Origin of the sequence: Actinoalloteichus caeruleus DSM 43889 (genome assembly GCF_000429185.2) — a bacterium.
Taxonomy (GTDB): domain Bacteria; phylum Actinomycetota; class Actinomycetes; order Mycobacteriales; family Pseudonocardiaceae; genus Actinoalloteichus_B; species Actinoalloteichus_B caeruleus.
Map to the genome: position 1 here is coordinate 4,660,058 of NZ_AUBJ02000001.1, position 21,827 is coordinate 4,681,884.

General features: G+C 74.3%; 19 protein-coding genes. 16 read left to right on the forward strand and 3 right to left on the reverse strand.

Annotation, left to right across the window (positions count from 1 at the left end):
* Nucleotides 1-35 precede the first annotated feature (35 nt).
* Nucleotides 36-542 carry a hypothetical protein gene (locus G443_RS18795; RefSeq protein ID WP_051314126.1) on the forward strand — a complete coding sequence of 169 codons (507 nt, stop codon included), beginning with the start codon at nucleotides 36-38 and terminating at the stop codon, nucleotides 540-542.
* Nucleotides 543-1,002: 460 nt separating this feature from the next.
* Here the strand turns inward: G443_RS18795 and G443_RS18800 are convergent, their stop codons facing one another.
* Nucleotides 1,003-1,830: a dienelactone hydrolase family protein gene (locus tag G443_RS18800; protein ID WP_035292502.1), complete on the reverse strand. Its 828-nt coding sequence runs from the start codon at nucleotides 1,828-1,830 to the stop codon at nucleotides 1,003-1,005.
* A 167-nt stretch (nucleotides 1,831-1,997) separates the two neighbouring features.
* On the opposite strand from G443_RS18800, the gene glmS reads away from it, so the two are divergent.
* From glmS to tsaE, 5 genes are all read left to right on the forward strand, one after another.
* Nucleotides 1,998-3,869 (forward strand): glutamine--fructose-6-phosphate transaminase (isomerizing), encoded by a 1,872-nt coding sequence (glmS, locus tag G443_RS18805; RefSeq protein ID WP_026419484.1) that lies wholly within the window; start codon nucleotides 1,998-2,000, stop codon nucleotides 3,867-3,869.
* Between the two features lie 188 nt (nucleotides 3,870-4,057).
* A complete protein-coding gene (locus G443_RS18810; protein WP_026419483.1) occupies nucleotides 4,058-5,533 on the forward strand; it encodes a bifunctional ADP-dependent NAD(P)H-hydrate dehydratase/NAD(P)H-hydrate epimerase in 1,476 nt (491 codons plus the stop codon).
* 71 nt (nucleotides 5,534-5,604) lie between these two features.
* Complete coding sequence (alr, locus tag G443_RS18815) at nucleotides 5,605-6,792, forward strand: alanine racemase (RefSeq protein WP_026419482.1); 1,188 nt, start codon at nucleotides 5,605-5,607, stop codon at nucleotides 6,790-6,792.
* Nucleotides 6,789-7,877: an alpha/beta fold hydrolase gene (locus tag G443_RS18820; protein WP_026419481.1), complete on the forward strand. Its 1,089-nt coding sequence runs from the start codon at nucleotides 6,789-6,791 to the stop codon at nucleotides 7,875-7,877. The genes alr and G443_RS18820 overlap by 4 nt, the downstream gene beginning before the upstream one ends.
* 187 nt (nucleotides 7,878-8,064) lie before the next feature.
* Nucleotides 8,065-8,586 carry a tRNA (adenosine(37)-N6)-threonylcarbamoyltransferase complex ATPase subunit type 1 TsaE gene (gene tsaE / locus G443_RS18825; protein WP_051314125.1) on the forward strand — a complete coding sequence of 174 codons (522 nt, stop codon included), beginning with the start codon at nucleotides 8,065-8,067 and terminating at the stop codon, nucleotides 8,584-8,586.
* A 504-nt stretch (nucleotides 8,587-9,090) separates the two neighbouring features.
* Here the strand turns inward: tsaE and G443_RS18830 are convergent.
* Nucleotides 9,091-9,591 carry a MarR family winged helix-turn-helix transcriptional regulator gene (locus tag G443_RS18830; RefSeq protein WP_035292498.1) on the reverse strand — a complete coding sequence of 167 codons (501 nt, stop codon included), beginning with the start codon at nucleotides 9,589-9,591 and terminating at the stop codon, nucleotides 9,091-9,093.
* A 141-nt stretch (nucleotides 9,592-9,732) separates the two neighbouring features.
* On the opposite strand from G443_RS18830, the gene G443_RS18835 reads away from it, so the two are divergent.
* From G443_RS18835 to groL, 9 genes are all read left to right on the forward strand, one after another.
* Entirely contained in the window at nucleotides 9,733-11,247 is a 1,515-nt protein-coding gene (locus G443_RS18835) for an amidohydrolase family protein (RefSeq protein WP_051314124.1), read from the forward strand.
* Between the two features lie 421 nt (nucleotides 11,248-11,668).
* Nucleotides 11,669-12,940, forward strand: a complete 1,272-nt coding sequence (locus tag G443_RS25575) for a sensor histidine kinase (protein ID WP_155886198.1) — start codon at nucleotides 11,669-11,671, stop codon at nucleotides 12,938-12,940.
* Complete coding sequence (locus G443_RS18845; RefSeq protein ID WP_026419478.1) at nucleotides 12,937-13,620, forward strand: response regulator; 684 nt, start codon at nucleotides 12,937-12,939, stop codon at nucleotides 13,618-13,620. Before G443_RS25575 ends, G443_RS18845 begins: the two co-directional genes overlap by 4 nt.
* A gap of 338 nt (nucleotides 13,621-13,958) precedes the next feature.
* A complete protein-coding gene (locus G443_RS18850) occupies nucleotides 13,959-15,140 on the forward strand; it encodes an alpha/beta hydrolase (RefSeq protein ID WP_051314122.1) in 1,182 nt (393 codons plus the stop codon).
* A gap of 149 nt (nucleotides 15,141-15,289) precedes the next feature.
* On the forward strand, nucleotides 15,290-16,012 hold the full coding sequence (gene tsaB, locus G443_RS18855) for a tRNA (adenosine(37)-N6)-threonylcarbamoyltransferase complex dimerization subunit type 1 TsaB (RefSeq protein ID WP_026419477.1): 723 nt from the start codon (nucleotides 15,290-15,292) through the stop codon (nucleotides 16,010-16,012).
* Nucleotides 16,009-16,584 carry a ribosomal protein S18-alanine N-acetyltransferase gene (gene rimI, locus G443_RS18860; protein ID WP_026419476.1) on the forward strand — a complete coding sequence of 192 codons (576 nt, stop codon included), beginning with the start codon at nucleotides 16,009-16,011 and terminating at the stop codon, nucleotides 16,582-16,584. Before tsaB ends, rimI begins: the two co-directional genes overlap by 4 nt.
* Nucleotides 16,581-17,660 (forward strand): tRNA (adenosine(37)-N6)-threonylcarbamoyltransferase complex transferase subunit TsaD, encoded by a 1,080-nt coding sequence (tsaD, locus tag G443_RS18865; RefSeq protein WP_026419475.1) that lies wholly within the window; start codon nucleotides 16,581-16,583, stop codon nucleotides 17,658-17,660. The genes rimI and tsaD overlap by 4 nt, the downstream gene beginning before the upstream one ends.
* Nucleotides 17,661-17,897: 237 nt before the next feature.
* On the forward strand, nucleotides 17,898-18,194 hold the full coding sequence (groES, locus tag G443_RS18870; protein ID WP_016700712.1) for a co-chaperone GroES: 297 nt from the start codon (nucleotides 17,898-17,900) through the stop codon (nucleotides 18,192-18,194).
* A 133-nt stretch (nucleotides 18,195-18,327) separates the two neighbouring features.
* Nucleotides 18,328-19,941 (forward strand): chaperonin GroEL, encoded by a 1,614-nt coding sequence (gene groL / locus G443_RS18875; protein WP_026419474.1) that lies wholly within the window; start codon nucleotides 18,328-18,330, stop codon nucleotides 19,939-19,941.
* 93 nt (nucleotides 19,942-20,034) lie between these two features.
* On the opposite strand, the gene G443_RS18880 is transcribed toward groL, so the two are convergent.
* Nucleotides 20,035-20,337, reverse strand: coding sequence for a WhiB family transcriptional regulator (locus tag G443_RS18880; protein ID WP_026065652.1), 303 nt, complete (start codon nucleotides 20,335-20,337; stop codon nucleotides 20,035-20,037).
* Nucleotides 20,338-20,660: 323 nt separating this feature from the next.
* Here G443_RS18880 and G443_RS18885 point away from each other — a divergent pair, with 323 nt between their 5' ends.
* Nucleotides 20,661-21,710 (forward strand): MerR family transcriptional regulator, encoded by a 1,050-nt coding sequence (locus G443_RS18885; RefSeq protein ID WP_026419473.1) that lies wholly within the window; start codon nucleotides 20,661-20,663, stop codon nucleotides 21,708-21,710.
* The last annotated feature ends 117 nt before the right edge of the window (nucleotides 21,711-21,827 follow it).

Genomic DNA, 21,827 nt, shown 5'->3' on the forward strand with positions numbered 1-21,827 from the left:
CACCGTGTCGCGGTCGGTGGGAGCGGGGGAGCCGGATGAGCGCGGCGGAGCGGTTGGCGGCGGCCAAGGGCCGCCTGGCTGGGATCACGAAGGAGCACGGTGACCGGCGTGCCCTCCTCGAACGTCGGGTGACGGAGAGCCGGGAGAAGCTGCGGGAGCAGACCCAGCAGCGTTTCGCGCACGCGGCGGCCGTGGCCAAGCGGCTGCACGAGAGCGCGGTGCGGCGGAAGGAGGCCGGCGGCTGGGACACCTCCGCCGCGACCCAGCGGGGCGGTGGCGGGGAGTTCGCCTTCGGCCCGGAGGACGAGGAACCCACGTCGGACCAGTACGGCGGGGCGCCCGTCGGGCACCCGCCGGCGCGTCCGGCCGCCGAGCCGGCCCCGGCTCCGGAGCCCCGGCGGCCGGACGTCCCGGTCGCCGGCCCGGCCGCGCCGTCACCCGGTGCCCCCCGGCCAGGCCTGGGCGGGCCGCCCCTGACGTCCCGGCGGCGGCGTGACGACGACGAGGACGAGGACTACTCGGAGGGCGGCTGGCTGCACTGATCGGCCAGGCCGGGGCGCGCTGGTGTCCCGGCCGTCCCGCCGGGGCCGGGTCCCGGTCGTGCGGTGTCGGGACGTCGGGTGGCCGCCGGGGAACCCGGCGAGCTGTGGCAGGGGCGCCCTCGGCGCCCCACCCGACATGGCCGGGGTGGTCTCCCGCCCATCGCCGTGGTGGGCGGTCCGTGGGAGTGCCCGGCGAGCGGCGGCCGCCGTCCCGGCGCCCCGCCCTGCCCCTGGGAGCTCGGGCGGAGGTCGGTGGTCCCCGCCCACCACCGGGAACCGTCGCCCACGGGTGCCGGCGTCAGGGACCACAGCCGCCCGCCCCGGCGCCGGGCCGGTCGGCACCCGTCAGTCACGTACCCGTGCCCCGCGCCCGTCAGGCGCCCCGCGATGGCGCGAGCCCGGCTGGGAGGTGGAGCCCTTCCCGGTCCGGCCCGCCCGGCTGGGCGGCGGTGGAGGCGGGTCAGGCGGGGAGACGGCCCCGGTCCTGCCGCCGGCCACGGCTGTAGTCGAGGGTCGCGCCCTTCACCTCGGTCTCCAACAGCGTGTCGTAGCGCCGGTCGTCGGTGAGCACGCGGAGCAGGAAGGCGGTGGTCAGGGCCTTCACCAGGTCCGCGTGTTGGCGCCGGGGCCGGCCGTCCATCAACAGGTCCGTCCAGTGGCGACCCTCGGCGAAGGTCAGGTGGTTGGCCTTGCGCACGGTGCGTAGCTGCACCGGGCCCTTCCAGCCGTGCGAGACGGGCTCGGCCATCGCCACGGGGGGAGCGATCCGGTCCTCCTCGGCGGCCAGGTGCAGCGCCGGCGCCCCGCAGTCCCGCGCCGCGTTGATCGCCGAGGGCCGCGTCTCGGTGACGGCCAGGGTGACGACGGCCCTGATCTCCGGCCAGTTCGCCGCCGCGAGCACGGCCGCGCCCGCGCCGAACGAGTGCCCCACCACTCCCATCCGGTCGGGGTCGACGCTGATGTCCCCGGTGCCCAGCCGCACCTTCGCGCACACCTCCAGCGCGGTGTGGAGGTCGGCGGCGAAGAGCCGGTGCGAGGGCAGCAATCCCTGGTGGGTGGCGGGGGCGGCGACCACGAAGCCCCAGGAGGCCAGGTGGCGGAGCAGGTCGCGGTAGCGGCGGGTCGGCTGCATCCACCCGTGCCCGAAGGCGACCGCCGGAAGGCCCAGCCCCTGCCGTGGTGTGACGACCGTCCCCGGCAGTCCGACCAGCGCGAGGTCCCCGCGCAGCACGCCGTGCGGTCCTGGCTGGCTGAGTTCGGCGATCAGCTTCTTGGCAAAGCGGGCCATGAGGGGCGACGGTAGTCGATGATCGACGCTTCCGGGCAGTCGCGCCCCACCTGACAGCCACCTCACTCGATCCGAGGCATCGCGGCGGCGGGTCGGCGACGCGAGCGCCGTCACCCGAGGGGCTGACCGGTCCGGTGACGGAGTGTTGGCTAGCTACCCTGTTCGGCGTGTGCGGAATCGTGGGATACGTCGGGAACAAGCAGGCGCTTGACGTGGTGCTCGACGGCTTGCGCCGTCTCGAGTACCGCGGTTACGACTCGTCCGGGGTCGCGGTGCTTGACGGGGCCGGCGGCCTGGCGGTCGAGCGGCGAGCCGGCCAGCTGGGCAACCTGGAGGCCCGGCTCGACGAGGTCGGGCGGGACAGCCTGCGCGGGACCGCCGGCATGGGCCACACCCGGTGGGCCACGCACGGCGCCCCCACCGACCGCAACGCCCACCCCCACGTCGACACCACCGGTCGGGTGGCGGTGGTGCACAACGGCATCATCGAGAACTTCGGCGTGCTCCGTGCCGAGCTGGAGCGGTCCGGTGTCGAGCTGGCCAGTGACACCGACACCGAGACGACCGCGCACCTCATCGCCAGGGCGTACGACGGCGTCGACGACCACGGCACGGCGGGTGACCTGGCGGCCAGCGTCCGCGCCGTCTGCCGCCGGTTGGAGGGCGCCTTCACCCTCGTCGTGACGCACGCCGACGTGCCGGGACGCGTCATCGCGGCCCGGCGGTCCTCCCCGCTGGTGGTGGGCGTGGGGGAGGGCGAGACCTTCGTGGCCTCCGACGTGGCCGCCTTCATCGAACACACGCGGGACGCCGTCGAGCTGGGCCAGGACCAGGTGGTGGAGATCGACGACGCGGGGTACCGGGTCACCGACTTCCACGGCGTGGACGTCGAGACCCGCCCCTTCCACGTCGACTGGGACATGGACGCCGCCGAGAAGGGCGGCCACGAGTACTTCATGCTCAAGGAGATCGAGGAGCAGCCCGAGGCGCTCGCCAACACCCTGCGCGGCCACTTCGTGGACGGCAGGGTCGTGCTGGACGAGCAGCGGCTCGCCGACCAGGACCTCCGCGACATCGACAAGGTGTTCGTCGTGGCCTGCGGCTCCGCGTACCACTCCGGGCTGGTCGCCAAGTACGCCATCGAGCACTGGTGCCGCTTGCCGGTCGAGGTCGAGCTGGCCAGCGAGTTCCGCTACCGGGACCCGGTGCTCGACCGGGACACCCTGGTCGTCGCCGTCTCCCAGTCGGGTGAGACCGCCGACACCCTGGAGGCGATCCGCCACGCCCGGGAGCAGAAGGCCCGGGTGCTCGCGGTGTGCAACACCAACGGCGCCCAGATCCCCCGGGAGTCCGACGCGGTGCTGTACACGCACGCGGGCCCGGAGATCGGCGTGGCCTCCACGAAGGCCTTCCTCGCGCAGGTCGCCGCCAACTACCTCGTGGGTCTGGCCCTGGCCTCGGCACGCGGGACCAAGTACCCGGACGAGGTCGCGCGGGAGTTCGCGGAGCTGGAGGCCATGCCCCAGGCGGTGTCCACGGTGCTGGGCACCGCTCCCCAGGTGCGGGAGCTGGCGCGGGACCTGGCCACCGCGAAGGCCGTCCTCTTCCTCGGGAGGCACGTCGGCTACCCGGTGGCCCTGGAGGGCGCGCTCAAGCTCAAGGAACTCGCCTACATGCACGCGGAGGGCTTCGCGGCCGGGGAACTGAAGCACGGCCCCATCGCCCTGATCGAGGAGGGGCTTCCCGTCGTCGTGGTCATGCCCTCCCCCAAGGGGCGGGCGGTGCTGCACTCGAAGCTGCTGTCGAACATCCGCGAGATCCAGGCGCGGGGGGCGCGCACGATCGTCATCGCGGAGGAGGGCGACGACACCGTGCGCCCCTTCGCCGACCACCTCATCGAGATCCCGGCCGTGCCGACCCTCCTCCAGCCGTTGGTGTCGACGATCCCGCTCCAGGTGCTGGCGGCGGAGATCGCCCGCGCCAAGGGGTACGACGTCGACAAGCCCCGCAACCTCGCGAAGTCGGTCACCGTGGAGTGACCTCGCGCTCGGTGGGTCGCGGGGTCGCCCGGCGGGGCTGGCCCGATCCCCTCGCCCTGCGCGAGGCTGGACGCGGTGGGTGAGGACGGTGGTGCGCGGGTAGCCCCCGACCGGGGCGGTCCACGGGGGCGCTCCCCCACCTCGGCCGGGCCGTCCGGTCCGCCGAACTGCGGCCAGCGGGAGGGCAAGTGCGGGGTGCGTGGACGACGACGCGGGTTCGGGACGCCGAGGACCGGTTGCTGCGCCGGGTGCCGTCCGCCCGGCTGATGCGGCGCGCGGCGTACGGGGTCGCGGTGGAGGCGGCCGTGATGTTGCGGGCGCACACCGGAGGTACCAGCGGTCGACGTGTCGTGCTCCTCGTGGGTGCGGGCAACAACGGCGGGGACGCGCTGTGGGCCGGCGCCTTCCTCCGCCGCCGTGGGGTGGACGTCACGGCGCTGCTGCTGGCTCCCGGCCGGGCCCACCCGGAAGGGCTGGCCGCCCTGCGCCGGACCGGCGGCCGAGTGGTGGAGGTCGGGGACCACGACGAGGTGACCGCCGTGGCCCCCCGCCTGGCCGCCGCCGATCTGGCGGTGGACGGGATCGTCGGGATCTCCGCGTCCGGGCCGTTGCGACCGGTCGCCGCCGAGGTGGTCTCGCGGCTGTCCTGCCCGGTCCTCGCGGTCGACCTCCCCAGCGGCGTCGACCCGGACACCGGAGCGGTGCCCGGGCCCGCGGTGCGGGCCACCGCCACCGTCACCTTCGGTGCGCGCAAACCCCTGCACCTCCTCGGCCCGGGAAGCGAACACGTCGGGGAGCTGCGGGTCGTCGACATCGGTCTCGGCCCGGAGCTGGGTGAGCCGGACCTCCGGGCGCTCGACCGGCACGACGTGGGGCTGGGCTGGCCGGTGCCCGGGCCGGCCGACGACAAGTACACGCAGGGCGTCGTCGGGGTGGCCGCCGGCTCCTCGGTGTTCCCCGGGGCGGCGGTGCTGGCGACGGGAGCGGCCGTCGCGGCGACCTCGGGCATGGTGCGCTACGCCGGACCGGCCGCGGACGCCGTGCGTTCCACCTGGCCGGAGGTGGTGGTCACCGGGTCGGTGGAGGACGCGGGGCGGGTGCAGGCCTGGGCCGCCGGACCGGGCATCGGGGTCGGTGAGACCGGGCGGAGGGTGTTGGAACAGGTCCTCGCGGCCGGGCTGCCGACGTGCCTGGACGCCGACGCGATCACGCTCCTGGCGCGGCACGAGGAACTGTGGGACCTCCACGACCCCGACACGACGTGGGTCCTGACCCCGCACGAGGGCGAGTTCACCCGCCTGGCCGGCGAGGTCGGCACGGACCGGGTGGACGCCGTCCGCCGGGCTGCGCGCCGGTTCCGCTGCGTGGTCCTGCTCAAGGGGAACACCACGGTCGTCGCGGACCCGGACGGCCACGTCCTGGTGAACCGCTCGACCTCGTCCTGGGTCTCGACCGCGGGGTCGGGGGACGTGCTGACCGGGATGATCGGTGCCCTGCTGGCCTCGGGGGCGGAACCAGCGCTCGCCGCCGCCTGGGCGGCCAGCGCCCACGAACTGGCCGGGGAACTCGCGGCGCGAGGAGCGCCGATCGGGGCGTCCGCGCTGGTCCCCTCGGTGTCCGAGGCGATCCGGGTGCTGCGGCGTTCCGCCGGACTGCTGCCGTGACTCCAGCGGTCGCCCCGAACCCGGCCCGCCTGCCGGGACCCGGCTCCTCGTCGTGACACCATGGAGTCGTCATGAGCGCAGAACAGGACGCGCCACTGTCCCGGGCGGACGTGGTGGTGGACACGGCGGCCATCCAGCACAACGTCGAGTTGCTGGTCGCCATCGCGGCCCGGTCGGGCGCCGGGACCATGGCCGTGGTCAAGGCCGACGGGTACGGGCACGGCGCGGTCGCGGCGGCGCGGGCGGCCCTGCGCGGTGGGGCTGGCTGGCTGGGTGTGCGGTCCCAGGACGAGGCCCTGCACCTGCGGGCGCATGGCCTGACGGCCCCGGTGCTGTGCTGGCTGCACCTGCCCGGGGAGACGTTCACCGAGGCCGTCCGGGCCGACATCGACCTGTCCGTGGCCACCCTCGACACCCTGCGGGCGGTGATCGCCGCCGCCGCGGAGGTGGGCGGCGCGGCCCGCATCCACCTCAAGATCGACACCGGGTTGTCCCGGGGTGGTGCCACCGAGGAGGACTGGCCGGCCCTCGTGGGCGCGGCGGCGGACGCCGAACGCGCGGGCCTGGTCCGGGTCGTGGCCGTCTGGTCGCACCTCGCCTGCGCGGACGAACCCCACCACCCCTCCATCGACCGCCAGGCGGAACGGTTCCAGGACGCGTACCGAACGGCCAGGGCCGCCGGGCTCGACCCCATCCGGCACCTGGCGAACTCCCCAGCGACGTTGACCCGGCCCGACCTGCACTTCGAGCTCGTGCGCCCCGGGATCGCGATCTACGGTCTCAACCCGGTGCCCGAGGCCGCGACACCTCCGCTGCGGCCGGCGATGACCTTCCGGTCGGTGGTGGCCCTGGTCAAACGGGTCCGGGCCGGGGAGTCGGTGTCCTACGGGCACACGTGGACCGCCGAGCGGGACACGACGCTGGCCCTCGTCCCGGTCGGGTACGCCGACGGCGTGCCCAGGGCGGTCTCCGGGCGGATGTCGGTGTGGCTGGCCGGCAGACGTCGCCCCATCGCGGGTCGGGTCTGCATGGACCAGTTCGTGGTCGACTGCGGTGACGACGCGGTGTCCGAGGGAACCGAGGTGGTGCTCTTCGGGCCGGGGGACCACGGAGAACCCACCGCGAGTGAGTGGGCGGACGCCATCGGCACCATCAACTACGAGATCGTGACCGGGATGTACCGGCCGCGAGGCCACCGGTTCGAGGTCACCGGCGCCCCGCACCCGGTGCGGGCCGTCCGCGAGGAGCGTCGCCGGTGAGGCCCTGGCAGGTGGTCGGCATGGTCGGCGGCGTGATCGGTGCCGCCCTCGGCGGTGCGGTGGTGGGCGCCGCCGCCCAGAGCGCCAGGTTCGCCGCGTTGCGGGAACGCGGTGAGCTCGCCGAGCTCGGGGTGTCGCCGGCCGACCGCGAGTACACCGTCGCCGCCGACGACGGGCTGCCGCTGGCGGTCGAGGAGATCGACCCGGTCGGTGGCGGGGCCGAGGTCACCGTGGTCCTCGTGCACGGGTACGTGGTCGACCGCCGGTGTTGGCACTTCCAGCGGCGGGACCTGCCGGAGTCGGAGTCACCGAGGGTGCGGCTGGTGCTCTACGACCAGCGCAGCCACGGCCGCTCCGGCCGGGGTCGCCGCGACTCCGCCACCATCGAGCAGCTGGGCAGGGACCTGGCCGCGGTGCTGCGGGTCGCGGCGCCCACCGGCCCGGTGGTCCTGGTGGGCCACTCGATGGGCGGCATGACGGTGATGGCCCTGGCCGAACAGCAACCGGAACTCTTCGGGGAACTGGTCAGGGGGGTGGCCCTGGTGGGTACCGCGGCCGGGGACGTGGGCAAGAGCGGCCTGCCGAGGACGTTGCTCTCCCGCCGCAACCCGGTGACCCGGGGCCTCGGGAGGTTCGCCGACTGGCAGCCCGAGCTGTTGGAGGCGGCCCGTCGGGCCGGCAACCACCTCACCTGGGGAGCGACCCGCGCGGTGGCCTTCGGCGACAAGTCGGTGGACCCCGCGCTGGTGAACCTGATGTACGACATGATCCAGGCGACGCCGATGCGGGTGTTCGCCGACTTCGTGGACACCTTCACCACCCACGACCGGGTGGCGGCCCTCAGCGGCCTGGCGCACTGCGAGACCCTCGTGCTGGCCGGGGACGCCGACCGGGTGACGCCCTTCTCCCACTCGGAGATCATCGCCGCGGAACTGCCGGACGCCGAGTTCGTCAGCGTCGCCGGTGCCGGCCACATGGTCATGTTGGAGCGCTCCGACCTGACCACCGAGGCGTTGCGCGGGTTGATCCGCCGGGTGGTGGAGAACCGGGAGTCGCACCGCGGCCGGCAGCGGAGCGGTCGGTGACCCAGGCGCGGCGGGGTCCCGGGACGCGGTGGGTGTTGGAACGGGGGACATCGCTGGCGCGGCGTTCACCGCGGAGGCATGGTGGGTTCCACCGGATCGCCGACCACGACCGGCCGGCCCGGGCGTGGGCCCACCACCGGTACGGGACGGGCACACCTCTCGACCAGCACGAGGCACGGGAAGGCTGATGAGCGACACGACGGGGACACGGACCGGCCACTGGTCGGTCGACCTGCCCACGCCCGAGGACACCGAGCGGCTGGGGCGACGCGTCGGCGAGGTGGCGCTGGCCGGCGACCTGATCCTGCTCGACGGGCCGCTGGGCGCCGGCAAGACCGTGTTCGCCCGTGGCGTCGCGGCGGCCCTCGGGGTGACGGGCCGGGTCACCTCGCCGACGTTCGTCATCGCCAGGGTGCACCGCCCGACCCCCGAGGGACGCGGGGTGCAGCTGGTCCACGTCGACGCCTACCGGCTGGGAGGGCTCGCCGAGCTGGAGGACCTGGACCTCGTCAGCGACCTCTCCGACAGCCTCGTCGTCGTGGAGTGGGGCGCCGGGACGGCGGAGCAGCTCGCCGAGGAGCACCTGCTGGTGCGGCTGCGGCGGCGGGACGACGACGTCCGACTGGCCACGCTGGTCCCGCACGGGGAGAGCTGGCAGCGTCGGCTGGCCGACCTGAATCCGCCCGACGGCAGCGGCCAGCGGAGCTGACTCCCGGTACCCCGTGTCCCGGGGGCGCGGTCGGATGGGCGGCCGGGGTGGACGCGCCCCGGTTGACGCCGCGGCTCCGCCCTGCCGGCGGTTGTCGTCTCGGGCTGCCCTGGCGTCCTCGGGGTCGTCGTGAAGCCCGGGCCGTGGGGGCGCCCCGGGCCGTCGAGGTCCGGGTGGGGTGCGTGCGACGCGCCGAGCCGGCGGGGGCTGGTCGGTGGCACGCCGAGGACGTCCAACTCGGGCGGCGGTGCCGGGGGCTCGGGGACGGCGTTCTGACCGCCGGAATCGACCTCCGCGTGGGCAGGGGCGGTGCGATGGGCGCATCTGCCTCCGGTGCGGGCTGACGACCGGTCGCAGGAGTCACCCAGGGGCGGGTGCGCCGCCGTCGAGCACCCACGCCCACGATCGACCGGCGCACTGGGCGCGGGGCCCGGGGGCGCGGGCGGCGGGACCGCCGAGCCGGCCGTCCGGCGTTCCGCTCGCGGGGCGGCCCGGACCTCGGCCTCACCCCCGCTCGGTGGCGGGCAGGGGGTCGGCGCCCTCGTCGGGCGCCCCGTCCAGCACGGCGAGGACGGTTTCGGAGATCTCGGCCACGGCGTCGAGCTGCGCGGGAGTCAGCAGGTCGACGAAGTGCCGTCGCACGTCGGCCACGTGCAGCGGCGCCGCCGACACGATGGCGTCCCTGCCGGCCTCGCTGAGAGCGACCACGGAGCCCCTGGGGTGTTCGGGGCAGGGCTCTCGCACGACCAGGCCCCGGTCCACCATCCGCCCGAGCTGGTGGTGCAACCGGCTCTTCTCCCACTGGGTGACCGTCGCGAGCTGGAAGGCCCGCAGCCGACCTCCCGGCGCCTCGGACAGGGCCACCAGCACGGCGTAGTCGGCCTCGGAGAGGCCGGAATGCCGCTGGAGGCGCTGGTTGAGCCGTCGGCGGAGGTGTCGCTGCATCGTGTAGAAGCCCCGCCAGGCCCGTTGCTCCCGCTCGTCCAACCACTCCTCGTTCGACATCACCGCATCCTAGGCAGCGGCGTCCAGGTCAGTTGACATGTCATCTCGGCGGCTCCTAGGTTCGGATCACGATCACCACCACGAGCCACCGCCGGCCGCGTGGGCGCGCGGCCGCGCACCAGGACGAGGAGAGGCGGACGCATGCGGGACCAGCGGGATGGCCGGCGCTCGAACCAGGTCAGCAGGAGGTCGCTGCTCGGAGGCGCGGCCGCCGCGGCGGGCGTGGCGGGCGTGGCGACGGGCGCGGCCGTGGTGGGCGGGGCCGCCACCGCGCACGCCGTCGAACCTCCGTCGGCCGAACGGTTCCGCCCGGGCCGCCCGATCGTCTTCCGCGGCGCCACCGTGGTCACGATGGACGACGAACTCGGTGTGCTGGCCGACGCGGACGTGCTGGTCGTGGGGACGAGGATCGAGGCGGTGGGCCACGCGCTGCCCACGCCACCGGGCACCGCCGTCGTCGAGACCGGCGGCGGGCTGCTCACCCCGGGGTTCGTCGACACCCACCGGCACGTGTGGCAGACGGCGTTGCGGGGGGTGGGGGTGGAGTGGACCCTCGCCGAGTACATGGAGCGGATGTTCGGCCGCTGGGGGCTCGCCTACCGGCCGGAGGACCTCGCGGCTGGCAACCGGATGGGCATGGTCGAGGCACTCGACGCGGGGGTGACGACCGTCCTGGACTGGTCCCACAACCTGCGGACCCCCGAGCACGCCGACGCCGCCGTGGACGGACTGCTCGCCGTGCCCGCCCGCGCCAGGTTCGGCATCGGCAACGCCTTCGCCGACTCGGCGGGCTGGATCCACGGCGGCGAGGTCGACCGCCTGCTGGACAGCAGGTTCCCCAGCAGGGACCAGTTGGTCACCCCGCAGATCGCCTACGACATCGTGCCCCCGGACGAGGAACTGCTCCCCGCCCTGCGCTTCGCCAGGGACCGGGGCCTCCAGTGGACCTCGCACGGCGGGATCGTCGGTTACGCGGCCGACGAGACCATCACCTTCCTCGCCGACAACGGCTTCCTCTCCCCGGACATCACCCTCGTGCACGGTGGCGCCTACGGCGAGGACGGGTACCGGCGGCTCGCCGACGCCGGAGCCTTCCTGAGCATCGCGGCCGAGAGCGAGCTGAACGCGGGGCAGGGCTACCCGCCGAGCCACCGCGCCCGGGAGTTCGGTGTCCGGATGTCCCTGTCGATGGACACGGTGGTCTGGTGGAGCGGGGACATGTTCTCCGCCATGCGCGCCACCCTCAACGCGGACCGCGGCCTGGCGCACCTCCGCGCCCACGAGCGCGGCGAGGTGCTCCAGTCGAACGCCCTGCGTTCCGCCGAGGTGCTGGAGTGGGCGACGATGGGGGGTGCCCGGGCGCTCGGGATGGAGGCCGAGATCGGCTCGATCACCCCGGGCAAGCTGGCCGACCTCGTGCTGCTGCGGACCGACACCACCGTCATGAGCCCGCTCAGCAACCCCGTCGGGCACCTCGTCTTCCAGGCCGGGCGTGCCGACGTGGACACCGTGGTGGTCAACGGCCGGGTGGTCAAGCACCGGGGCGAGCTGGTGGGCGTGGACGTCGCGGGCGCCCGGCGCGAGGTCGAGGCGTCCCTGGAGCACCTGCGCGCCGAGATCGGTGACCAGGAGTGGGAGGCGGCGAGCCACGGGTGACGGGACGGCCAGCCCGCTCCCGGCCCGCCCGCCTGTGATCGTGTGCGCCGTGCTCGACCGGGCTGGGGTGGCGGGAACCCGCCGTCGAGCGAGGAGGGACACCGCCCGGCCGGGGGCGCTGGTGACCTCGGCGGAGGGAGCGGGCCGGAGCCGACCGGGCGCCGGCGAGGCGGCCGCCGTCGAGACGAGGGGGTGTGGCCCTGTCCTCGGCCGGGTCGCGGACCGCCCGCCCGTCACCCGCGCGACGCGGAGCACGGACGCGAGCCGGGCGACGAGCCGGCGTGGGCCGAAGCCACCCGCACGTCCCGGCGACCGCCCCCGCGACCAGCCGCCGCCGGGCCGGAGGTCGTACCAGGGGGTGAGGGGCGACTCGGACCCCGAGGTGATGCGCCCCGGGCGGCGCCCGGCATAGCGTGGCCGGGTGCCACCCCCGCCCGCCCCGGACCGCCAGCCGCCGCACCTCCGCTTCCCCGTGCACCGGAACAGCCCGGTCGCCCTGCTGCACGGCTGGCGGCTGGCGACGGTCGGGCTCGCCCTGCTGGTCCTCCTCCTGATCACCCTGCCCAGCGGGGCCATCCAGCTCGCCGAGAACTACGCCGTCGGCGGCGGTCTCGCCGTCGCCCTCCAGACCTTCCAGACCCTGCCCCTGGTGCTGAGCCTGGTCCAGCCGGTCGCGGCCTGGGCGATCTCCCTGGCGGCCGGAACGGCGATCGCCCTGGTCTCCACACCGGGCGGCGAACCGTGGCCGTGGCCGGCGGCCGGTCTGATAGCCCACCTCGGGGTCCTGCTGGTGCTCGTGGGCTGTTGCCGGTGGTGGACGCTGCTCCTCGCCGCGCTGGCGGAGCCGCTCGCCGTCGCGGCGATCTCGTGGCTCGTTCCCGACGAACGCCAACCCGATGCGCTCGTTCCGCTGGTGGTCATCTTCGTGGTGCTGTTGGTGGTCGGCGTCGTCTGGTTGTTGCGCCGTGACCTCCGCCGACGACTGCGGGAGCACCAGCGGCTGGCCGAGGAGGAACGGGCCCGCCGCACCGTGCTGGAGGAGCGAGCGCGGATCGCCAGGGAGATGCACGACGTGGTGGCGCACCACATGTCGGTGGTGACGGTGCAGGCGGAAACCGCTCCCTACCGGATCGCGGACCTCCCCGACGCGGCCACCGAGGAGTTCGCCTCCATCGCCGCCTCGGCACGCCGGTCGCTCGCCGAGATGCGCCAGCTCCTCGGAGTGCTCCGTTCCGACTCGGGGTCGTCCGCACGTGCCCCGCAACCCGCGCTGGACTCCCTCCCCGAACTGGCGGACCTCACCAGGGGCAGCGGTGTCCCGGTCACCCTGCGGCCGCTTCCCGACGAGGTGGTCCGAGAGCTGCCCGGGACGGTGCAGTTGGCCTGCTACCGGATCGTGCAGGAGGCGCTGAGCAACGTGGTGCGGCACGCGCCAGGAGCGGCGACGACGGTGGACCTGGCGTACGCGTCCGGTCGGGTGGCCGTGGAGGTGACGAACGAGGCACCGCGCGCTTCGGGGCGCCCGCCCCTGGAGCGGGTCGGTACCGGGCACGGTATGACGGGCATGCGGCAACGGGTGGACGCGCTGGGAGGCGACCTGGAGGCCGGACCGCTGCCCGGCGGCGGGTTCCGGGTGGTGGCCCGCCTGCCCGTGGGAGGAAGCGTCCCGGACGGAGGAGACGAACGCGGATGACCACGCGACTCGTGATCGTCGACGACCAGGCCATGGTGCGGGCCGGTTTCGCCGCGTTGCTGGCGGCCCAACCCGACGTCGAGGTGGTGGGGGAGGCCTCCGACGGCGCGGAGGCGGTGGCACTCGTCGGCAGGCTTCGCCCGGACCTGGTGCTGATGGACGTCCGGATGCCCGTGATGGACGGCCTGGCGGCCGCTCGCACCATGCTGGACCCGGTTCGGGTCGCCCGGGCCGGGCACCAGCCCCGGGTGCTGATGCTGACCACCTTCGACGTCGACGACTACGTGTACGACGCCCTCCGGGCTGGAGCCAGCGGTTTCATCCTCAAGGACGCTCCGGCCAGTGACCTGATCGCCGCCGTCCGGGTCGTCGCCGGGGGAGACGCGTTGTTGGCCCCCACGGTCACCCGCCGACTGATCGCCGAGTTCGCCCGCCGGCGTCCCGTCGTCTCCCGGGCGTCGAGCAGGCTCGCCGCGCTGACCGAACGGGAGACGGAGGTGCTGCGACTGGTCGCGCGGGGGCTGTCCAACCAGGAGATCGCGGCGCACCTGGTCGTGGCGGAGCAGACCGTGAAGAGCCACTTCGGCCGTGTCCTCGCCAAACTCGACCTGCGGGACCGGGCGCAGGCCGTGGTCTTCGCCTACGAGAGCGGCCTGGTGACGGCCGGAGGGCACGACTAGCCCAGGGTCGACGGTCCCGGCCCGCCGCACGGGCCAGCGGTCCCCCGTGCGCGGTGCGCCTCGACTCCCGGTCGTTCCTCGGTGTGGCGGACGTGCTCCGCCGGCCCGGTCGGGTACCAGCAGTCGGCACGTGGGCACGCCCGCGGCCCCGGCCCGAGGGCACTCCCGTCGCGGACGGGACCCCACCCGACCTCGTCCCCAGGGGGCACTCGAGGACGCGATCCCCCTCCCCGGTGTGACGCGGAGGTGGCGACTCCGGAGTGACGACCGCGCACCCACCTCGTTCGCACACTCCCCCCGTCAGATCGAGAACGGCTTCGGCGGCGGGAGAACTGGTGATGGGGCGGCTGCGTTCGTTGTTCGGCACGGTGGTGGTGGCCGCCGCCGCGGTGGGGTCGAGCTCCGCGCTCGACGCCACCCCTACCGGGGACCTGGTGGCTCCCCCGCCGGGGACCGTGGAGTGGGCGGCCGAGCGCACCGAGGCCGGCGACAGGACACCAGCGCCGGGTGCGGGCACCCCCTCCGAGGTGTCGGAGTTCTTCGCGCGCCTCGACGGCGACGAGACCGATCGGTTGGCGCGTGAGCACCCCGGTGTGGTCGGCAACCTCGACGGCGTGCCCGTCGACGTGCGCCTGGACGCCAACGAACGGGCGCTGCGGCAGGCCCTCTCCGAGGTCGAGGCCCGGGCCTCCGACGGCGAGCTGATCGGGGAGCGGCGACGCGAGGCGGCCGACCGCGCCGAGGTCTACCGCGACCTGCTGGCCGGCGACCGGCGGTTCCTCGTCTTCGACCCCCGAGGGCGGGGCCTGGTCGCCGAGGTGTTCGGTGATGTGGAGGACGCGGACTCGGTCACGGTGCTCGTTCCCGGCAACGACAGCGACCTCGACGGCTTCGACCAGCCGACGGCCCCGACGCGGTCCGCCGCCCGCGCGGGCGAGGCGCTGTTCACCGAGCAGCGCGCCCGGCACCCGGAGGTCAGGACGGCCGTCATCGCGTGGAGCGGCTACGTCAGCCCGCGCGGACTGGGGCTCGACGCGGCCACCGCCACGCTCGCCGAGGCGGGCGCGGTCCGCCTGGAGCGGTTGCTCGCCGGCCTCGCCACCCTGGGGCGTGACGCGGGCACCCCGCCGACCGCGCACCTCGTCTGCCACAGCTACGGAAGCGTGGTGTGCTCGCTGGCCGCGCGGCGCGGCGACCTCGACGTCGGCTCGTTGGTGGCGGTCGGGTCGCCCGGTCTCCGCGCCGAGACCGCCGCCGAGCTGTCCGGGGCGAACCAGGTCTGGGCCACGCGCGCGGACGACGACTGGATCGGCTGGGTGGCGGGCCTCTCCCTCGGAGGGCTCGGTCACGGCACCGACCCCACCGAGCCGTCCTTCGGTGCCCGCCTCATCCCGACGGGGACCGCCAGCGGCCACGACGGCTACTTCGTCCCCGGCACCGAATCCCTGGGGCGGCTCGCGGAGATCACCGTGGCGCACGGCGTCGGGGTGCCAGGGCGGACCACGCCCGACGCGCCCTGACTCCGGGGGCGTCACGACGGGGCCGAGTGGCGGGTGGGGTCGGTGGAGCCAGCGGCACGGGGTGCCGGCGAGGGGGCGGCCCCGCCGCCCAGGTTCGGTGGGCGGGGCGGGGCGGCCGCGCCCGTTCGGCGGCTCGTAGGCTCGGGGACGTGCTGCTACTGGCCATCGACACCGCCACTCCGGCCATCGTCTCCGGCGTCGTCGAACTCGAGGACGCCGGGCCGCCCCGCGTGCTCGCCGGCGAGCCGGTCTTCGCCGCCCGGTCCCACGCCGAGTTGCTGACCCCGAGACTCCGCGCGGCCGCCACGGCGGCGGGCGTGGAGTTCGGGGAGGTGGACGCCCTCGTCTGCGGCGTCGGCCCGGGGCCCTTCACCGGGCTGAGGGTCGGCATGGTCACCGCGGCGGCCCTGGGACACGCGCTCGGCAGGCCGGTCCACCCGGTGGGCACGTTGGACGGCGTCGCGGCCGGCGTGGTGAGCCCTGGTCCGTTCCTGGTGGTCTCCGATGCCCGCCGGCGGGAGGTGTACTGGAGCGCGCACACCTCGGACGGCGCCCGCGTCGAGGGGCCCGGTGTCGCCCGGCCCGACGAGCTGCGAGAACAGCTCGCGGCCATGCCCTCGGCGACCCGTCCGACGCACCTCGTCGGGAACCTCAGACCTCCGGGGGACGCCCGGGGCGAGGGCATGGCGGAACTCGCGGACCAGCTCGGCCTCCCCCTGCTCGGCACGGCGTTCCCCACGCCCGACGGTCTGGTCGCCGCCGCCTCGGCGGAGTTGCGCGCCGGGCGGCCGCCCGCCCCGCTCGTCCCTCGCTACCTCCGGCAACCGGACGCGGCCGAACCACGGTCCCCGAAGCGGGTGAGCACGCCATGACGGTGGCGATCAGGCGGCTTCGCCGGATCGACGCCGGCCGGTGCGCCGAGCTCGAGCGGGAGTTGTTCCCGGGGGACGACCCCTGGAGCGAGCGGGCGTTCCTGGCCGAGATGGCCGCCGGGCACCGGTACGTCGGCGCGTACGCTGCGCCGCAGGAACCGGCCGACGCGGGGAAGGCGGGTCGGACCGCCGGTCCCTGGCGGCCGGTGGACACCGAGGGGCCGCTGGTCGGTTACGGCGGGCTCGCGGTGCTGGGGCGCTCCCCCGACCTCGAGGCGGAGGTGCACACCATCGCCGTCGACCCCGCCTGGCAGGGGAGGGGTGTGGGAACCGCGCTGCTGCGGTCCCTGCTGGCCCACGCCGACAGCCTGCGCGCGCCCACCTTCCTGGAGGTGCGCACCGACAACGACTCGGCGATCCGGCTGTACGAACGGCACGGCTTCGTGCGGGTCGGTCTGCGCCGGCGCTACTACCAGCCGTCGGGAGCGGACGCCTACACGATGCGGCGGGGACCCGCCGAGGTGGCGGCGCCGACCGGCGGACCAGAGCGAGACGAAGGGGAACCACGGTGACCGGAGCCAGTGCGGAGGCCTCCGCCCTCGTGCTCGGGATCGAGACCTCCTGCGACGAGACCGGAGCCGGCCTCGTCGAGGTGTTCGGCGACGGGCGGGTCCGGTTGGTGGCCGACGTGGTCGCGTCCAGCGTCGAACAGCACGCGAGGTTCGGCGGTGTGGTGCCGGAGATCGCGAGCAGGGCCCACCTGGAGGCGCTGACCCCCACGGTGCGGCGCGCGCTGGTCGACGCGGGCTGCCGGCTCCGCGACGTGGACGCGATCGCCGTCACCGCGGGCCCGGGGCTCGCCGGGGCGTTGATGGTCGGGGTGGCGGCGGCCAAGGCCTACGCGGCCGCGGCGGACAAGCCGCTCTACGGGGTGAACCACCTGGCCGGTCACGTGGCGGTGGACGCCCTGGAGCACGGCCCGCTGCCCAAGCCGTGCCTGGCGCTGCTGGTCTCCGGTGGGCACACCCAGCTCCTGCTCGTGGAGGACGTGGCGAGTTCGGTCCGCGAGATCGGTTCCACCATCGACGACGCCGCCGGCGAGGCGTACGACAAGGTCGCCAGGTTGCTCGACCTCCCCTACCCGGGCGGCCCACCCATCGACCGGTTGGCCAGGGCGGCCGGTGCGGCCGCGCGGGACTCGATCGCCTTCCCCCGCGGGTTGACCGGGCCGAGGGACAGCCGGCACGACTTCTCCTTCTCGGGGCTCAAGACGGCGGTGGCCCGGTGGGTGGAGGGGCGGCGGGCCGCCGGCGAGCCGGTCGACGTGGCGTCGGTCGCCGCGTCCTTCCAGGAGGCCGTCGCCGACGTGCTCACGGCCAAGGCCGTTCGCGCCGCGGCGGAGCTGGGCGTGGACACCTTGGTGGTCTCGGGTGGGGTCGCCGCCAACTCCCGGCTCGGCGAGTTGGCCGCCGAGCGGTGCGCGCGCGCCGGCATCCGGCTCCGGGTGCCCCCACCTCGGCTGTGCACGGACAACGGGGCGATGATCGCGGCGCTCGGAGCGCACCTGGTCGCCGCCGGGGCGCCGCCGTCAGCCCCGGGTTTCGGGGCGGATCCGGCGCTGCCGGTGGGGACGGTCGTGGTGGAATGACGGTCGTCGCCGCGACGGGGGCCGTACCGCCCGGTCGGCCACCAGCTGACGGTTTCGCTCCTGGCGGACGGGTTTTCCGGGCCCTCGGGGCACCCCGAACTTGAGAATTAGCACTCTCAACGCTAGAGTGCCAAGAGTAAACGGCACCCGCCTCACCCGGCACCCGCGACGACGGGACGGCAGGAGCCGTCGGAATCTGCCAACGCTTCGAAGGCCCCAGAAGGTGGAGGTCACACCGTGGCGAGCGTGAACGTCAAGCCGCTCGAGGACAAGATCCTCGTCCAGGCAAGCGAAGCCGAGACGACGACGGCGTCCGGCATCGTTATCCCGGACACCGCCAAGGAGAAGCCCCAGGAGGGCAAGGTTCTGGCCGTCGGCCCGGGCCGGGTGGACGACAAGGGCAACCGCATCCCCGTGGATGTGGCTGTCGGCGACGTCGTCATCTACTCCAAGTACGGCGGTACCGAGGTCAAGTACAACGGCGAGGAGTACCTGATCCTCTCCGCGCGCGATGTGCTGGCCGTGGTGAACTGACAAACCGGTTCACCGGCGATACCTCACCGCCCCGGCGGCCCAGGACCACTGGGGGCGCCGGGGCGGTTTCGCGTCTTCCGGGGGTTCCCGCCGGATCCCCGCTCCCGTCAAGAACCTTGGAGAAGAGGCCACGATGGCCAAAGAGATCAAGTTCGACCAGCACGCCAGGGGCGCGCTGGAGCGCGGCGTCAACCAGCTCGCCGACGCCGTCAAGGTGACCCTCGGCCCGCGCGGCCGGCACGTGGTCCTCGACAAGAAGTTCGGGTCCCCGGTCGTCACCAACGACGGTGTGACGATCGCCAGGGAGATCGAGCTGGAGGATCCCTACGAGAACCTCGGCGCCCAGCTGGCCAAGAACGTCGCCACCAAGACCAACGACGTCGCGGGTGACGGAACCACCACCGCGACCGTGCTGGCCCAGGCCCTGGTCAAGGAGGGGCTGCGCAACCTCGCCGCCGGTGCCAACCCGTCAGCCCTCGGGCGGGGCATCCAGGCCGCGGCCGACGCCGTGGTCGAGGTCCTCAGGACCAAGGCCACCCCGGTCAAGGGCCGCGACAACATCGCCCAGGTGGGCACCGTGTCCTCCCGCGACGAGACGATCGGCGCGCTGTGCGGCGAGGCCATCGAGCGGGTCGGCGAGGACGGCGTGATCACGGTCGAGGAGGCCTCCACGCTCTCCACGTGGCTGGAGGTCACCGAGGGCGTCCAGTTCGACAAGGGCTTCGTCTCGCCGCACTTCGTCACCGACGCGGAGCGGCAGGAGGCCGTGCTGGAGGACGCGCTCGTCCTGCTGCACCGGGACAAGATCTCCGCGCTCAACGACTTCCTGCCCTTGCTGGAGAAGGTCGTCCAGGCGGGCAAGCCGCTGCTGGTCATCGCCGAGGACGTCGAGGGTGAGGCGCTCTCCACGCTGACCGTCAACGCCATCCGCAAGACCGTCAAGGTCGTCGCGGTGAAGGCGCCGTACTTCGGGGACCGGCGCAAGGCGTTCCTCGACGACCTCGCCGTCGTCACCGGCGCGAAGGTCATCGCGCCCGAGCTCGGCCTGAAGCTGTCCGAGTCCGGGCTGGACGTCCTGGGCAAGGTCCGCCGGGTCACGGTGACCAAGGACGACACCACGATCGTCGACGGCGGTGGCGGCAAGGCCGACATCGACGCCCGCGCGGAGCAGATCCGGCGGGAGATCGACGCCACCGACTCCGACTGGGACCGGGAGAAGCTGCAGGAGCGGCTGGCCAAGCTGTCCGGCGGTGTCGCGGTCATCAAGGTCGGGGCGGCCACCGAGACCGAGATGAAGGAGCGCAAGCACCGCATCGAGGACGCGGTCGCCTCCACCAGGGCGGCCGTCGAGGAGGGCGTCATCCCCGGTGGCGGCGCCAGCCTGGTGCACGCCGGCAACCAGCTGGAGGGTGACCTCGGCCTGACCGGTGACGAGGCGACCGGCGTCCGCGCGGTTCGTCGCGCGCTGTCGGCGCCGCTGCACTGGATCGTGGCCAACGCCGGTCTCGAGGGGCCGGTCGTCGTGGCCAAGGTGTCCGAGCTGGAGTGGGGCAACGGGTTCGACGCTGGCACGCTGGAGTACCGCGACCTGCTGGACGCCGGTGTCGTGGACCCGGTCAAGGTGACCCGGTCCGCCGTGTCCAACGCCGCCTCCATCGCCAGGATGGTGCTCACCACCGAGAGCGCCGTCGTGGAGAAGAAGGAGGAGGAGCCCGCGGGCGCCGCGGGCCACGGTCACGGCCACTGACCTCCGGCCGAACCACCCTTTCGGGTGAACGTGAAGGGGCGGCGCCCAACTCGGGCGCCGCCCCTTCCACCGTGAGCGTCCGATGCCTCCCCGTCAGCCGCCCACGGCGGCGAGCTGCCGCTTGCTCGCCTTGATGATGGCGATCCGTTCCGCCTCCGAGAGCCCTCCCCAGATCCCGTACGGCTCCTGGACCGCCAACGCGTGCGCCCGGCACTGTTGCATCACCGGGCAGCTCTGGCACACCTCCTTCGCGCGCGCTTCCCGCCTGGCCCGTGCCGGCCCCCGCTCCCCGTCGGGGTGGAAGAAGAACGCGCTGTCCATCCCGCGGCAGGACCCCTTGAGCTGCCAGTCCCACAGATCCGCGTTCGGCCCCGGAAGTCGCCGAGTATCGGCCATAGTGACCTCGCCTCCCCGCTGTTGGTGGCCGCCGCCCGCGACGGCGGTCCCACACCCCCGTGTGTAGGGACCTACGCTAAAACCGCTTCAATGGTTGTTCAAGACATTCGCTCCATAAGTTGTTCACACTTATGGGCGCTATCCTTGTTCCGACACCCAGACGACCGGCCGCGCGGGCGGTCGAAATCGAGATCACGTGAACGGACGTTGGCCCGGTGACGACGCAGCCAGCCCCTGGTGACGGTGACGACTGCGATCACGGCCAGGTCGACCCGGTCGGTGAGGTCGACACCCTGGCCGACAGCAGGAGCCCGGAACCGTTGTTGACGGTCGCCGCCGTCGCCCGCCGGCTCGGCGTGGCACCGGCGACCCTGCGGACCTGGGACCGCCGCTACGGGCTGGGCCCGAGCGGTCACACCGCCGGCCGTCACCGCCGCTACGGCCCGCTCGACCTGGCCCGGCTCGAACTGATGCAGCACGCCCTGCTGCGTGGGGCCTCCCCCCGGGAGGCGGCCCGGTACGCACTGGCCTCGGCGCTGCCGATCCAGGCCGCGGCGGACGCCGGTCGCGACGCGCGGGAGGATCCCGCCGGGTCTGGCGGAGGCTCCCGGGCCGCCACCGTGAGCCGGCGGTCCGCGCCGGCCCCGCCCACCGACCACCGCGCGGGACCCGGCGCGATGCTGGTGTCCGGGCAGGTCGTGGTGCCGGAGTTCGCCGAAAGGGTCAGGGTCGGCGGCAAGGGCCTCCGGCTCCCGGGTGCCTCGCGGCGGGCACGAGGGCTGGGACGGGCGGTCCTGGCGATGGACCTGTGGTCGGTCAACCGCCTCCTGCTGGAGGGGATCGAGTCGGACGGTGTGCTCACGACGTGGCGTGAGGTCGCGGCGCCGGTCCTCGCGGCGCTCCAGGAGCGTCGGGAGCACACCGGGGAGGGGATCGAGGCGTCGCGGTTGCTCTCCACCTGTGTCATCAGCACCGTGAGCACGGTCATCGCCCGGGCGCAGCCCCCCCGGAACCCCAGGGCGGTGCTGCTGGCGGGAGCGCCGGGTGAGCCGGACGCCCTGCCCCTCTTCCTCATCACGGCCGAACTCTCCTCCCGACGGATCGGGACCCAGCTCCTCGGCGCGGACCTGCCGCTGGACGGGCTGGTCGCGGCGGTGCGCCGCACCGCGCCAGCCGTGGCGGTGGTCTGGGCGACCATGCCCCGTTGCGGGGATCCCGAGCTCTTCACGGCGGTGCCGAGGACCCGGCAGCCGGTGCGGCTGTTCGCGGGTGGCGCGGGGTGGGAGGAGTCCTCACTGCCGCCCCGGGTCCGGTTGGTGAGCGGCGTCCAGGAGACGGTGGACGCCGTCGAGCGGGTGGTGGGCGGCTCCTGAGGGCAGCGCGCGGTTGGGGGAGGAGCGGTGCGCGGCGCCGGCTCCTCCGCCGCGTCGAGGCACTCGGACGGGCTCGGGGCCTTCACTCGAAAAACCCGGTTACGACATCGTCGCCAC